Below are 13,973 nucleotides of genomic sequence, written 5' to 3'. Positions count from 1 at the left end.
CCTGCGCAGGGCTGTAAGCCCCTGCTGGTCCTGCCGGGCAGGGATGCTCGGTCGCAGTTGCACCGGCCCGTCCGCTCTGCGGGGCCAGGGGAAGTCTTCGGGAAGAAGACGAGAAAGGGCCCCGGCCAGGCCGGTCCGCAAACCCCAAAAGGAGCATTCCCATGCATCTCATCAAGGTCGATCCGCGTGCGCTGAAGGACAATCCTGACCGCCTGCGCCAGACCAAGTCCACCCCGCAGGGCGACGCGCTGCTGCTGGCGACGATCAAGGCCGTTGGCATCGTGCAGCCGCCCGTCATCACGCCGGATTCCGGTGGGGGCAACGCCTACATCATTAGCGCCGGGCACCGCCGCGTGAAGCAGGCGATCGCGGCCGGCCTCATGGAAATTGACGTGCTCGTCGACGAGGCAGCGAATGATAACGGCGCCATGCGCTCGATGGTCGAGAATATCGCCTTCGAGCCGATGAACCCGGTCGACCAGTGGCGCGCGATCGAGCGCCTCGTTGCACTCGGCTGGACCGAGGAAGCGATCGGCGTCGCGCTGGCGCTGCCCGTGCGCCAGATCAGGAAGCTGCGTCTGCTCGCAAATGTGCTGCCCGCCATGCTCGACCACATGGCCAAGGGCGACATGCCGAACGAGCAACAGCTTCGCACCATCGCTGGGGCTTCGCCCGACGAACAGAAGGAGGTCTGGAAGAAGTATAAGCCGTCGAAGGCCGACCCGCAGGTTGCGTGGTTGAGCGTAGCCCAGGCCCTGCAGAAGACGCGGAGGCATGCGCGTCACGCCCGCTTCGGCGACGAACTCGCGCAGGCCTACGGCATCCAGTGGGTCGAGGACCTGTTCGCCCCCGCCGACGAGGACAGCCGCTACACCACGAATGTCGAGGCTTTTCTCGGCGCGCAGCATGAGTGGATGGCGAACAACCTGCCGAAGAAGGGCATCATCGCCGAGACCACGAGCTGGGGCGAGGTGAAGCTGCCGGCGAAGGCCGAGCGGGTTCATGGCAAGCCCTCGAGGTCGGATTGCGCCGCCATGTATCTCGACCGCGAAGGCCGCGTGCAGATCGTGCATTACCGCATGCCCGCAGCGAAGAAGCCGAAGGGCAAGGCCGCTTCGGGTTCGGGCAGCGCCCCGGATGATGTCGGCGAGGTTACAAAGCCGCGTCCGGATGTGACGCGAAAGGGCGTCGAGATGATCGGCGATTATCGCACCGATGCGCTGCGCGAAGCACTCGGACGCGCGCCGATCAAGGACGACACGCTGATGGCGCTGCTGATTATCGCGTTCGCCGGTCAGAACGTCTCCGTTACGACCGGAAGCGGCGGTGTCTACCATGGTCATAGCCGCTTGGCCAAACACGCGGCGGCCCTGTTCGACGGAGACGGCAAGCTCGCTTTTGACAGGGACGCGCTGCGCATCGCGGCGCGGGCCATGCTGATCGAGGTGTTCTCGTGCCGCGAAAACGCGACCAACAGCGGCATCGTCGGCGAGACGATCGGAGCGGACGAGTTTCTGCCGAACACGGGCAGCGAGGAGTTCCTCTCCTGCTTGTCGCGTGCTGCGCTCGAGGCTTCGTGCAAGGACACGCCGCTCCTTCCGCGCCAGCGCGTAAAGGACACCCGCGCCGCGCTCGTCGAGCACTTCAAGGAAGGACGCTTCATCCATCCTGCTGCCCTCTTCGCGCCCGATGCGGCGAAGCTTGCCAGATGGCTGTTGTCGAGCACGACCGCCGCGAATGAAGCCGATGACGTGGATGAGGATACCACGGGAGACGGCGATGACCCGCCCGACGACGTCGAGGCCTTCAGGGAGGCGGCCGAATAAACGCCGCCGCCTTCTTCCTCCGAATGACGTCCGCCGCCGGCATCGCTGGCGGCGGTTCTGTTACCACATTTGCGCACCCATGGAGGACGCGATGTCCGACCCTTTCCCCCAGAATAAAGACGCCGCCGGATTTCCGGCGGTTTCCTTCGGCCACAGTGCAGATGGCCTTGCCGTCGCGCTTGTCGATGAGACCGCCTTCGCAATGGCGCCCGCTCGTGACGGCAAGCATTATCTCGTAACAGCCTGGCGCATCCCGCGTCCGATGAACGAATGGACGCGGGGTGATTTCTATGGCCATTTCGGCGAACTCGCTGATGAAGCGGCGTTTCGGGCTCGCATGGTCGAGCAGGCCGAACATAGCCGCGAACTGAAGACGCTCTGTCGTCGCGTCACGCGAATCCCCTGCTACACCCCGTGGGGCACGTCGCAGGGTACGACGGTCTATGCTGAGGGCGTCATCTGTCATTCGACGGCGGGCCACGGCGGCTTTCATCTCACACCCGAGCGCAACGCGCAGGTTCATCCGATACTGCGCAGCGATGACGGCTACTACGAAGAGGATTGCGCCTGGGCGATCGTCGCCATCACCTTTCCGCATCTGTTGACGAGCTACGAGCGGCGCTGCGCTGAGCGCACGATCAAGGCAAGCTGGCCGGACGCGTGGGAAGCGATCTTCGGCACGATCCTCGCCCCCGGCGAATCCTACGAGAAAGATCGCCGCGCCTTCGAGCAGGCGCATGCCGATGACTGGATCGTCATCTCGGCGATCACCTCCAGCCACCAGAAGGGGTTCGTCGAGTGCGTGGCCACGCCCGGTGGCAGGCGCGGAGCCGGCACGGAGGAGCGGCGCTTTCTCGTGCCGTCTTGCGAATACAAGGTCGGGCGTTTCGGCTTCGTGGTCGATCCGGAGCGGCGCCACGTCTACGGCGGACCATCGGACTTCGTCGGCTGGCAGCGGAGAGTGGCATCATGACGCCCGCTTCCGATTGCCTCGTTCAACTCGCGCGGATGGAGGAAGCGCGGCGACAAATCCAGCGCCAGCTCGACCTGATCGACAGGCAGATCACGCGGCGGATGACAGCGATGATCCCGCAGCTCAAGCCAAAACGCACCGGCTACCGGCGCGGTAAGGTTCCGGACCCGAGCGCCTTCCTCGAGCGATATCGCTCGCACCTCGCGGCAATCACGGCCGAGCGCCAGCCTGAGATTGACGCGCTTTCGCGAAAGCTCGCGCGGCAGGATGCGCTCATCGAGGCCCACTGCCTGCGCCATGGGTTTGCGCGCGACCGTGCCGCTGCCCCTCACCAATCGGCTCCCGGTCCGGTCGATCGGGCCGCGCTACCACCGCGCAGCCAGAAGGAGTACGACCACGGATGACGCCGCGCGCGGGATGCGAACGGTTGCTCGACATCACGAGGCACGACATCGGCCAGTCGCGCCGCGAACTTCATTTTCGTCTGGTCGAACGCTGAGCCCTCTGCGGATTCGACTTGTCCGACATCTTCGCTGCGGATCGCACGATCGCGCGTGCCATAGCCATGATCGTCGCGGACCTCGCCGAATCTCCAGTCGCGGAAATCCCAAGGCTTGCCGCGTCGAGATCGAGGAATTCATCATGCTCTGGCGGCCGGAGGTCTGGGTGCACTCGGTCGAAACCGCCTGACGTGGCGGGGATTGCCTTCGTTGCGATCGACATGGAGCGACACACGAATGCGCGGCAGGTCATGGCGGTCCTTGCCTGCTGGTTTCTCCATCATCGTTCCGGGTCGCCGGATCTCCCCTCGGGTTTGTCGCGCTCGTAAACCGGCGGCCGGGCGCTTTCCAAGGCCGCTGTCGCGCCGCGTTGCGGCCGGGGTCGCCGATCTCGGCAAAGCGGGTCCGCGTCCCCGCGCGAGGGCTGAAAAAGCCCTGCTTGTCCGCAAACCCGCTTCGCTCGATCCGGCAGCCCCGGACCTTGGGAAGCCCCGTCTTTCCGCCGGTTTTTCCCGATCGCACCCGAAGGGAGGACCGGCAGGTGCCGGCCCGAGCCTTCCGGGAGAAACCGAAAGGATGTTCCCATGACCAAGACCGCTCGCGCTCCTCGCCAACCTGCCAAGGTCGTTCAGCTCCGCAAGGGCACCACCCTCGAAATGGTCGGGCTCGCCTGCCCCGACGCCGCCCAGGCCACCCGCATCTCCGAAAGCTTCGGCCTCCCTGTCCTCGACAGCGACGGCATCCGCGATCTCCATGAGCGCCTGATCATCGAGACAGCCGGCGCACTCAGCGAAGGCCTGAGCCAGCGAGCGATGCAGATCCATCTGCAGCGGATCGTCGGCGCCTATGTCGGCTCCGCCCACGGGGCTGGCCAGTTCTACAGCCGCGCGGTGACGGAAGCCCGCAACGCCACGGCCAAGACCGCCAACGACGCTCGTGACGAGGACCTCGACGGTCCGGTCGGCTTCGACAGCGCCGCGCAGCGCAAGCGCGAGTTTGCCGCCGACATGGCGCTCCAGTGCCACGCGCTCCGCATGGCGGCCGAAGGCGCTGTCGCAGCCTACGAGCAGGTCGTTGGTGAGGCCTGGAAGCCCTTCGAGCGTCCGTTCGACAATCCGGGCCAGACCGTCGACCATAAGGCGGCCGAACTCCAGATGGCAGCGTTCGGTTGAGCCGCATCGGGCGAGGCTTCGGCCTCGCCCATTTCTCGTCGCCTGCATCTCAGGGCCGGTCCCGCGTGGGTCCGGCCCTTTGTCATGTCGCAGCCCGCGGCGGGCTTGGTCGTCGACCTCCTGATCTCGATGCCTGGAAGACGGAAGAGGGAAGGCGAGGCAGGCCAAAGCGCCGCACCACGCGGCCGTCCCGGCTGTTGGTCCTGCCAGGGCCGGCGGCCGGCGCAGCGGCTGCGCCGCCCTCCACTTCGTTGCGGCCTAAGGGTGCGCCAGCCCCCTGAATTCCCTGGCGACGGACCGCCGTGACGGGCCGCGATGGGCGCGGCCCTCGAAACGGATGTTCAGGAAAATGAGCAGGAAAGATAAGAGCGAAACGTCGCGCCGTGATGTCTATGCGCGCATCACAGAACGCATCATCGCCGATCTCGAAAAGGGCGTGCGGCCTTGGGTGCAGCCCTGGAGCGCCGGCAATGCAATGGGTCGGATCACCCGTCCGTTGCGCCACAATGGTGAACCGTACACCGGCATGAATGTGCTGTTGTTGTGGTCGGAGGGCATGGCCCGCGGCTTCACCTCGCCGATCTGGATGACGTTCAAGCAGTCGGCAGAGCTCGGCGCTCATGTCCGTAAGGGCGAGTCAGGTTCGACCGTCATCTATGCCACCCGCTTCACCAAGACCGAGACCGACGAACACGGCGGCGAGGTCGAGCGGGATATCCCGTTCCTGAAAACGTACAACGTCTTCAATGTCGAACAGATCCATGGCCTGCCTGAGCATTTTTATCACCGGCCGCAGCCTATCCTCGATCCGGTCGAACGCATCGCGCATGCCGATCGCTTCTTCGCCAACACCGGCTCCGTGATCCGGCATGGCGGCTCGCGTGCCTTCTTTTCGCCGTCAACCGACAGCATCCAGATGCCGCCGTTCGAGACGTTCCGCGACGCAGCCTCTTACACGGCGGTGTTGAGCCATGAGCACATTCACTGGACAGCGGATGCGCGTCGTGTCGGTCGTGATCTCAGCCGCTACGCGAAGGATCGCAGCGAGCGTGCGCGGGAAGAATTAATTGCGGAAATTGGATCTGCGCTGGTATGTGCGGATCTCGGCATCGTCCCCGAGCTCGAACCGCGACCGGATCATGCCGCGTATTTGGCGAGCTGGTTGACCGTTCTCGCCAACGACCGCCGCGCCATCTTCTCGGCCGCCGCCCATGCGCAGCGCGCCGTCGCCTATCTGCACAGCCTTCAGCCACAGGCCGAAGCCGAGCGGGAGGCGGCCTGATCTTTAATGCACCGTTTGTTGAAGGGAGGGCGTTCCGTCCTCCCCGATCCGCTTTCGTGTGTTCAGCCTATGTCGTATTCGAGTGCAAAGCCCAAGGCCCGCCTCGCGGCGGATTCGCAGCGGATGCCATTTCCGGTTCCGTCAGCGCCACATTGCTGAAGCCCGCGCGTGCGAGGATCATCAGCGGCATCATTTCCGCACGGAAGCTATCGCGTCGACATGACGTGGACATCGGGCCTCGGTCTCTCCTGCGACGGCCATCACCTCATGTTCCCCCCGCAATTGCTGATCGGGACACTTCTCGTGAGCGGATACGCGGTCGCACGGCGGCCTGGTCGAGGAAAATCGGTGTTGCGATGGCCGGATCCGTTGCTGCCTGATCGGAAGGACCGGGAACGCCAGTCGTCATCCCCCGGTGTTTTCGCGACGGGCGCACCATCCGCGTCCTCGATAAAGGCTGGTCTGACCGAAGGTCGATCCCGCTTCGCGCGCTCTCGATCTCGTCCCCGCAACGTCCGTCCTCCATTTCATTTCGGCCCTTCGGGTGCAGGTCGATCGCCTCCGGTCTTTCGACCGCCATCGAGGTCGCGATTGGCGCGACCCGAGAAAACAAAGGATGAGACAAATGGCTACCATCGGCACCTTCACCTCCAATGGCAACGCTGGCTTCTCCGGCGCCATCAAGACCCTGAACCTCAACGTAAAGGCCAAGCTAATCCGCGTCGAGAACCCCTCCGACAAGGGACCGCACTTCCGCGTCTACTCGGGCAATGTGGAGCTGGGCGCGGCCTGGCAGAAGGTCTCCAACGAGGGCCGCGACTACCTCTCGGTCAAGCTGGACGACCCGAGCTTCCCCGCCCCGATCTACGCCACCCTGATCGAAGTCGAGGGCGCGGAAGGCTTGCAGCTGATTTGGTCGCGACCGAACCGGGACTGAGGCTCCCGCTAGAAGGCTCCGCCGCGAGGCGGGGCCTTCTCCACGTCATGCGGAGACACGCTCATGACCGTCGTCGACACGATCGAAGAGCTGCGAGCCGAGCTGCGCAACTGTCTGTTCACGCCCGCGGAGCGCAAAGCACTCGAGGCCGAACTCACCGAGCTCATTCGCCAGCGCGATGCGGCGCTCGCCGCGGAGGAGGGGACGTAAGTCCCTTCTCTTTGCTCGTCTTACGGTGCGGTACCGGCCGCGTTCGTCCCGTTGAGGGCGTCCTTGATAGCCTTGGCTGGCGTGAAGGTCAGTTTCCGGGAGGCCGCGATCGTGATTGTCGCGCCGGTCCCCGGATTGCGACCCTCGCGGGCAGGCGATTCCTTGACCTTGAACTTGCCGAACCCGGCCAAGCTCGTTTCGGCCCCGCTCACGGCCGCGTCTCCGATCGCCTTGAACACGCCGTCGACGATGGCCTTCGCCTGCGCTTTTGTCATGCTGTACTCGTCTGCGATCTTGTCGGCGATCTCATTCGCGGTCGTCATGGAACGGTTCCTTCTTGCTGTGATTTCCGTCCGTCTGACACCATGATTGCCGCATAGGTAGGGCCGAGATCGCAAGCTGAGCCTTATCCCCGGAAAACTGCCGAATTATCGCGCTTTCTCCTCCGCACCGATTTATCCGCGCCTGCGCTTGGCGCACTCCAGCCGTCCGAAAGCCTCGCCGGCCTCAGTGCTGTTATCGAAGGTCTGCACCATCATCTGGCCGTTCGTGCCGATGCGGCCCCAATTGCGGACCAGTGACACCCCGCCGAACAAGGTCGGCTGGATCGACAGGACGTAGAACCGCCGCATATTGCGGCCGGCATCAATGCGGCGAAGATGAAGCGGCTCATGCTCGGGGTTCGACATGGATGGATTCTCGCTTCCTTCGGAAGCGGCGTCCAATGAGTTTTATGAATCGACCGGGTGGATCGATTCATTTTACCGATGCATCAGCTGCACCAGGGATGCCCTGACCCATCCCATCCTCGAGCAAGCCCTTGCTCCGCGAGGACGCCGATCGAGCGTCCGTCACGAGCAACTGTCCTGAGCTTACGATTAACCGGAGATGTTGAGTTCCGATCTCCGTGTTTGCGTAGTTGCCTTCGCCGACCGGTAGTGAAGGGTTGGGCGAGCCCCTGCGGGGACAGCTCTACTCGGGCCCGAAGGACGGCGCTCACGGAGCCCGCGAGCGGTCTCCGCGCATTCGCGTAACGATCCTCTCGCGGTCCCGGACCATCCGCTGACCCGCCACTATCCACGGCGAACGCTCCGCCGCCTTTCGCACGATCAGCGCACCTCATTCGCTACCTTCCGGTGGAACCTGTTCTCGCCGACACAAGCCCGCATGTCGGCGCGCCGGAACCAGATCGCTCGTCCGCAGCGCAGTGGTGGATTGCCGGCCGTAAAGATGATCTGTTCGTCGGTGCGCATGCGCAGCACCTCATGCGGCAGGATCAGCGGCCGGCGCGTCAGCTGTTTGGAACGTGTCCGCGACGAGCCCGACATTTGCGACGAGCGGCTTAGCTGGTCGATCTCGACCGTCGTGTCGCCGCAGCGCTTCGAAATGTAGTCGGCGGTCTCCGGATCATTGATCGCGGCGAAGGAGATCCATGACGCGCTCTCGAACCATTTGCTGGTCGCGTCGCGGCCGCCATATGCCTCGCGCATCTGCCCGATCGACTGATAGAGCATCAAGAGGGTGATGCCGTACTTACGACCGGCGTCGCGGGCGGTCTCGAGGATGCGCAGATAGCCGAGACGGGCGACCTCATCGAGCAGGAACAGGGTGCGGTCGCCGACCTCGCCATTGCGGTTGTAGATCGCGTTGAGGAGGGCGCCGATGATGACGCGGGCGAGGCCGGCATGATTCTCCAGCGTCTTGAGGTCGAGGTTGATGAAGATGTCGGTTCGACCTTCGGCGAGCTCCCCTGTCGCGAAACTCGACCCCGACACCAGCGCCGCATAGTTGGCGTATGAGAGCCAGTGCGTCTCCTTCACCGCGTTGGCGTAGACGCCGCTGAATGTTTCCGGCGTCATGGCGATGAAGGGTGCGACGTTCTCCTTCACGAACTCCGATTCCGAATTGTCGTAGATCGCCTGAAGCCGCTGGCGCAGCTTTGGTTCCGGCTCGGACAGGTTGGCGCGGACCTGGCGCAGATGCTGGTCCTTCCGTTCCATATGACCGGACAGGCAGACGTCGCCAATCAGTGCCGTCAGAAGCTGCAAGGCCGAGGCGCGGAAGAAGTCGTCGCGGGCCGAGCCCTGGCGTGGATTGTCGGTCATGATCCATGACGCGACGGCTCCAATGTCCTCTTCCTTGGTCGCGCCGTGCTGGCCGATCCAGTCGAGCACGTTAAAGCCGATCGCCCAGGCGCGCGGGTCGAGCACGAAGACCTGCCGGCCTGCGTCCCGCCGGTGCGCGCTCACCATTGGCGCGACCTCGTTGGAGGGATCGAGGACGACGAGGCCGCCGCCCCATTTGAGGGCGGTCGGCACCGTGATGGATGTTGTCTTGAAGCCGCCCGATCCCGCGAACACGATGCCATGCGACGAGCCGAAGGAGGCATCGAAGCAGAGCAGGGGAAACCTGCCGCCCGCGCCCCATGTCTCGGCGTCCTCAGTGCGGAAGGACTGCTCCGCGACCGCATCCCGATCGACACGATAGCGCTCACCGACCACGACGCCGCCCGTCTCCAGAAACAGCCGGCCGGCCTCCGGCATCGCCATCCAGTCGGACTCGCCGTGGATGGCTCGCCGGCCTCGGACGCGGCGCGGAACGGCAGCCGCGAAAGCGGCGTTGCCCTTCAGCGCGACGCGCAGGGCGAACACGGCCACGAGCGCCGCCATGGTTGCCCCGATGATGGTCGACGGATCGGCATAGGCGAGAAGCCGGTCGCCGGCCGGCACCGCGCCGGCGAAGGAATGCAGTCGCGCGATCTCCCGCGAAGTCGCGATCGCGACGACAGCCACGCCGCCGGACGTGACGCCCCAGCCGGCGGAGCGGATCGCGGTTATGCCAGCGGCCGCGAAGAGGAGGACTACCCCGCTTGCCGCCGCCAACGCATAGGGCATGGCGATGCCAATCCGGCCGAGCACCAGGCGCGCGTTGGGCGTCGCTCCGAACTTCGCAAACCACGACTCGACGCCGGTGACGGCAAGGCATAGGCCCGCCATCAGCACGGCCGGCGCGATCACCAGCGCGATCTTATTTGCCTTCATGGCCGAACGCCTTCGCGCCGATCGCCATCAGGCGCTCGCGTTCCGACTCGTTGCCATCAAGACGGTCCTTGGCGTCGATCAAGAGGCCCAGTAGCAGCGCCCGCTTCTCGTAACGAAGCCCGGCCTTGGCGATCAGGCCGCCAAGCTCGATCTTCTCCCGCGTATCCTTCTTTCTGATATCACTGGCCTCAAGCTTGCGCATGCGCTCAGCCCTGTTCAGCCACGCCCGAAGACGCGCCAATCGTGACCGTCGGAAGCACCTTGGTGGTTCGGGAACCATCCTTGCGAAAGCGGCCAGCGATCTCCTCGAAGGCCGACAGCAGCGCCCCCTCGTCAATCTCGAACTCCCCGATGCCGGCCTTCAGTGCGATCCGGCCGATGCGCTCGGCCTCTCGCGTTTCGGCCTGCTTCAGCTGGTCCTGGAGCCGAGCGATTTCGTCCCTGATCTGCCGCGAGGGCTTTTTCATTCCGAAAGACCTTTCCTGTCGACTTGCGCGAAGCGCCCGACAAGGAAAGCCGGGGTAAGCGCGAAGCGCGACCCGGGTAATTAACGGGGTCGGCGAAGCCGACGCTTTGGAAGATCATCCCGCCGTTCCGAAGGAGCGGTCCAAGGGCGCAGTTATACGTCGCTGACGCGACGTCCTGCTTCCCGCCCCGAATGGGCGGGCCGATCCCGACGAACAGCATGTTCGTTCGTTTCGGGAACGCCTTTCGTGGCCATTACGCATTTCACCGTCCAGATCATCGGCCGCGCCAGTGGACGCAGCGCCGTTCTGTCGGCCGCGTACCGCCATTGCGCCCGCATGGAGCACGAGGCGGAGGGGAGGGCCGTCGACTACTCGAACAAGCGCGGCCTCGCGCATGAGGAATTCCTCCTGCCGGCGAGCGCACCGGCCTGGGCGCGCGCGCTGATTGCCGACCGTTCCGTGGCGGGCGCGACTGAGGCGTTCTGGAACAAGGTCGAGGCGTTCGAGAAACGCTCCGATGCGCAGTTCGCGCGCGAAGCCATCATCGCCCTGCCGGTGGAGCTCACGACTGATCAGAATATCGCACTCATGCGCCAGTTCGTGGCGCAGGAGATCTTGTCGCGTGGGCAGGTCGCGGATTGGGTCTATCACGACGAACCCGGCAATCCGCATGTCCACCTGATGACGACGCTGCGGCCCCTGACGGAGGGCGGTTTCGGCGGCAAGAAGGTCGCTCTGCTAGGCGAAGACGGCGAGCCGCACCGCACCAACGCCGGCAAAATCCGCTATGCGCTCTGGGCCGGTGACAAGCAGGAATTTTTGGCGCAACGGGCGCGGTGGATCGATCTGCAGAACCACCATCTCGCGCTCGCCGGCCTCGACATTCGGGTCGACGGCCGCTCCTATGCCGAGCGCGGCATCGACCTCGTCCGAACCACCCATATCGGTGTCGCGGCAAGAGCGATCGACCGGAAAGCGAAGCGGGAAGGCGCGGCGCACGGCCTCGATCGGCTGGCGGTCTTCGAAGAGAGCCGGGCCGAGAATGCCCGTCGCATCGAGCGCCGGCCGGAGATCGTGCTCGAGCTTGTCAGCCGCGAGAAGAGCGTCTTCGACGAGCGCGATATCGCCAAGGCGCTGCATCGCTATGTCGATGACCCCGGCACCTTCCAGGCTCTCCTGAACCGCATCCTCCAAGGCCCGGATGTCGTGCGGTTGCAGGCCGAGGGCATCGACTATGCGACCGGCGCGCGGATGCCGGCTCGGCTTACGACGCGCGAGCTGATCCACCTGGAAGCCGACATGGCACGACGTGCGATCGGCCTTGCCAGGACCACCAGCTTCGGCGTCCGGGAGAAGGTCGCAAGCGAGGTGCTGGCGCGGCATGCGCAGCTGTCGGCGGAGCAGCGCGCGGCGCTCGAGCATGTCATGGCGCCCGCGCGGATCGCGGCCGTGATTGGGCGCGCTGGCGCCGGCAAGACGACGATGATGCGGGCGGCGCGCGAGGTGTGGGAAGCGGCGGGGTATCGTGTCGTCGGCGCGGCGCTTGCCGGCAAGGCCACTGAGGGCCTGTCGCGCGAAGCGGGGATCGCCTCGCATACGCTGTCGTCGTGGGAGCTGCGCTGGCAGAACGGCCGTGACGCCCTCGATGGGCGGACCGTCATGGTGATCGACGAGGCCGGCATGATCGCCTCGCGGCAGATGGCGACCTTTGTGGAAGCCGCATCGCGCTCCGGCGCAAAACTCGTCCTGGTCGGCGATCCCGACCAGCTTCAGCCGATCGAGGCGGGCGCCGCCTTCCGGTCGATCGCCGAGCGCATCGGCTATGCCGAGCTCGAGACCATCTACCGCCAGCGCGAGCAATGGATGCGGGACGCTTCGCTCGATCTCGCGCGCGGACGCATCGCCGAGGCGCTCTCTACCTATCGCGCCCAGGGCCGCATTCTCGGTTCCGAGCTCAAGGCCCAGGCGATCGAGAACCTGATCGCGGACTGGAACCGCGATTACGATCCGGCCAAGACCTCGCTGATCCTCGCCCATCTGCGCCGCGATGTGCGCTCCCTCAATGACCTCGCGCGCGGCAAGCTGATCGAGCGCGGCCTCCTCGAGGAAGGCCATGCGTTCCGGACGGAGGATGGCGAGCGCCGCTTTGCTGTCGGCGACCAGATCGTGTTCCTGCAGAACGAGGGCTCGCTCGGTGTCAAGAACGGCATGATCGGCAAGGTCGTGGAAGCCCAGCCCAGGCGCTTCATCGCCGAGATTGGCGAGGGCGAGCATCGTCAGCGGGTCGAGGTCGATCAGCGGTTCTATGCCCACGTCGATCACGGCTACGCCACCACCATTCACAAATCGCAAGGTACGACCGTCGACCGGGTGAAAGTGCTGGCGAGCCTCTCGCTCGACCGTCACCTGACCTATGTCGCGATGACCCGGCATCGCCAGGACGTGGCGCTCTATTACGGCCGCCGATCGTTCAGCTTCAACGGCGGGCTGATCGCGGTCCTGTCGCGGCTAAATCTCAAGGAAACCACCCTCGATTATGCCAATGGCCGCTTTTATTCCGACGCGCTGCGCTTCGCCTCCAACCGCGGCCTGCACATCGTTCAGGTCGTCCGCACGCTCGTCCGCGACCGTGTCCGCTGGACCATCCGCCAGAAGGACGAGGTGGCTCGGCTCGCACGGCGCCTGCGCGCCGTCGGCGAAAAGCTTGGGCTCGCTAAAGCGCGCACATCAACCGTCACCGCCACGAATAAGGAGGCCTCACCCATGGTCGCCGGCGTCACCACATTCCCCAAATCCCTGATCGATACGGTCGAGGACAAGATCCTCGCCGACCCCGCCATCAAGAAGCAATGGGAGGATGTCTCGACGCGCTTCCGCCTTGTCTTTGCCGATCCCGAACGGGCCTTCAGGGCGGCGAACTTCGACGCCCTCCTGAAGGATTCCGCTGCGGCGACGTCGACGCTCCAGCGTCTTGGCTCCGACCCCGAATCCTTTGGGGCGCTCCGCGGGAAGGTCGGTCTGCTGGCGGGCAAGGCCAAAAGCCAAGAACGCCAACGGGCCGAGGCCAATGTGCCGGCGTTGAAGAAGGATATCGAGCGCTACTTGCGTCTTCGCGCCGAGGCCGAGCACAAGCATGAGGCTGAGGAGCGCGCTATCCGGCACCGCGTCGCCGTCGACATCCCTGCGCTGTCTCGCGATGCCCGTCGTGTGCTCGAGCGCGTGCGCGACGCCATCGACCGGAACGACCTGCCGAGCGCGCTGGAATTCGCTCTCGCCGACCGGATGGTGAAAGCGGAAATCGAAGGCTTCAACAAGGCGGTCGCCGAACGGTTCGGGGATCGGACCTTCTTGTCGCACGCCGCCAGAGGGCCGAGCGGTCAGGCCTTCGAGAAGGCAGCGGCCGGCATGGATCCGGTGCGTCGCGACCAACTCAAGGAGGCCTGGCCCGCGATGCGCACCGCGCAGCAACTCGCAAGCGGGGAGCGCACCGCGCAGGCTCTCAAGCAGGCCGAGGCGCAGCGCGTGACCCAGCGCCAGGGACAGACCCTGAAATGAGGTCTCGACG

General features: G+C 65.2%; 13 protein-coding genes. 8 read left to right on the top strand and 5 right to left on the bottom strand.

The window, feature by feature from the left end; translation table 11 throughout:
- The first annotated feature begins 161 nt into the window (after positions 1–161).
- The 7 genes from ABIB95_RS42850 (at position 162) to ABIB95_RS42820 (ending at position 6,900) form a co-directional block, all read left to right on the top strand.
- The gene (locus ABIB95_RS42850; protein WP_354248709.1) at positions 162–1,826 is read left to right on the top strand and encodes a ParB N-terminal domain-containing protein; all 1,665 of its coding nucleotides are present in this window, start codon (positions 162–164) and stop codon (positions 1,824–1,826) included.
- A 91-nt stretch (positions 1,827–1,917) separates the two neighbouring features.
- Positions 1,918–2,799: a DUF7007 domain-containing protein gene (locus ABIB95_RS42845; RefSeq protein ID WP_354248708.1), complete on the top strand. Its 882-nt coding sequence runs from the start codon at positions 1,918–1,920 to the stop codon at positions 2,797–2,799.
- Complete coding sequence (locus ABIB95_RS42840; RefSeq protein WP_354248707.1) at positions 2,796–3,203, top strand: hypothetical protein; 408 nt, start codon at positions 2,796–2,798, stop codon at positions 3,201–3,203. Before ABIB95_RS42845 ends, ABIB95_RS42840 begins: the two co-directional genes overlap by 4 nt.
- Positions 3,204–3,883: 680 nt before the next feature.
- A complete protein-coding gene (locus ABIB95_RS42835) occupies positions 3,884–4,471 on the top strand; it encodes a hypothetical protein (protein WP_354248706.1) in 588 nt (195 codons plus the stop codon).
- Between the two features lie 349 nt (positions 4,472–4,820).
- The gene (locus tag ABIB95_RS42830) at positions 4,821–5,753 is read left to right on the top strand and encodes an ArdC family protein (protein WP_354248705.1); all 933 of its coding nucleotides are present in this window, start codon (positions 4,821–4,823) and stop codon (positions 5,751–5,753) included.
- A 625-nt stretch (positions 5,754–6,378) separates the two neighbouring features.
- Positions 6,379–6,690 (top strand): DUF736 domain-containing protein, encoded by a 312-nt coding sequence (locus tag ABIB95_RS42825; RefSeq protein ID WP_354248704.1) that lies wholly within the window; start codon positions 6,379–6,381, stop codon positions 6,688–6,690.
- A gap of 63 nt (positions 6,691–6,753) precedes the next feature.
- Positions 6,754–6,900, top strand: coding sequence for a hypothetical protein (locus ABIB95_RS42820; RefSeq protein WP_354248703.1), 147 nt, complete (start codon positions 6,754–6,756; stop codon positions 6,898–6,900).
- 20 nt (positions 6,901–6,920) lie between these two features.
- On the opposite strand, the gene ABIB95_RS42815 is transcribed toward ABIB95_RS42820, so the two are convergent.
- From ABIB95_RS42815 to traC, 5 genes are all read right to left on the bottom strand, one after another.
- Positions 6,921–7,223: an HU family DNA-binding protein gene (locus ABIB95_RS42815; protein ID WP_354248702.1), complete on the bottom strand. Its 303-nt coding sequence runs from the start codon at positions 7,221–7,223 to the stop codon at positions 6,921–6,923.
- A gap of 132 nt (positions 7,224–7,355) precedes the next feature.
- A complete protein-coding gene (locus ABIB95_RS42810) occupies positions 7,356–7,589 on the bottom strand; it encodes a WGR domain-containing protein (RefSeq protein WP_354248701.1) in 234 nt (77 codons plus the stop codon).
- A gap of 420 nt (positions 7,590–8,009) precedes the next feature.
- On the bottom strand, positions 8,010–9,941 hold the full coding sequence (gene traG, locus ABIB95_RS42800) for a Ti-type conjugative transfer system protein TraG (RefSeq protein WP_354248700.1): 1,932 nt from the start codon (positions 9,939–9,941) through the stop codon (positions 8,010–8,012).
- Positions 9,928–10,143 carry a type IV conjugative transfer system coupling protein TraD gene (gene traD, locus ABIB95_RS42795; RefSeq protein WP_354248699.1) on the bottom strand — a complete coding sequence of 72 codons (216 nt, stop codon included), beginning with the start codon at positions 10,141–10,143 and terminating at the stop codon, positions 9,928–9,930. Before traD ends, traG begins: the two co-directional genes overlap by 14 nt.
- Before the next feature lie 4 nt (positions 10,144–10,147).
- On the bottom strand, positions 10,148–10,408 hold the full coding sequence (traC, locus tag ABIB95_RS42790; RefSeq protein ID WP_354248698.1) for a conjugal transfer protein TraC: 261 nt from the start codon (positions 10,406–10,408) through the stop codon (positions 10,148–10,150).
- Between the two features lie 246 nt (positions 10,409–10,654).
- Here traC and traA point away from each other — a divergent pair, with 246 nt between their 5' ends.
- Positions 10,655–13,963 (top strand): Ti-type conjugative transfer relaxase TraA, encoded by a 3,309-nt coding sequence (gene traA / locus ABIB95_RS42785; RefSeq protein ID WP_354248697.1) that lies wholly within the window; start codon positions 10,655–10,657, stop codon positions 13,961–13,963.
- Positions 13,964–13,973: the final 10 nt, after the last annotated feature.

Source organism: Bradyrhizobium sp. LA2.1 (assembly GCF_040547725.1).
Classification (GTDB): domain Bacteria; phylum Pseudomonadota; class Alphaproteobacteria; order Rhizobiales; family Xanthobacteraceae; genus Bradyrhizobium; species Bradyrhizobium barranii.
The sequence above is the reverse complement of the archived record's forward strand: the minus strand, read 5'-3'. Positions and strand labels throughout refer to the sequence as shown.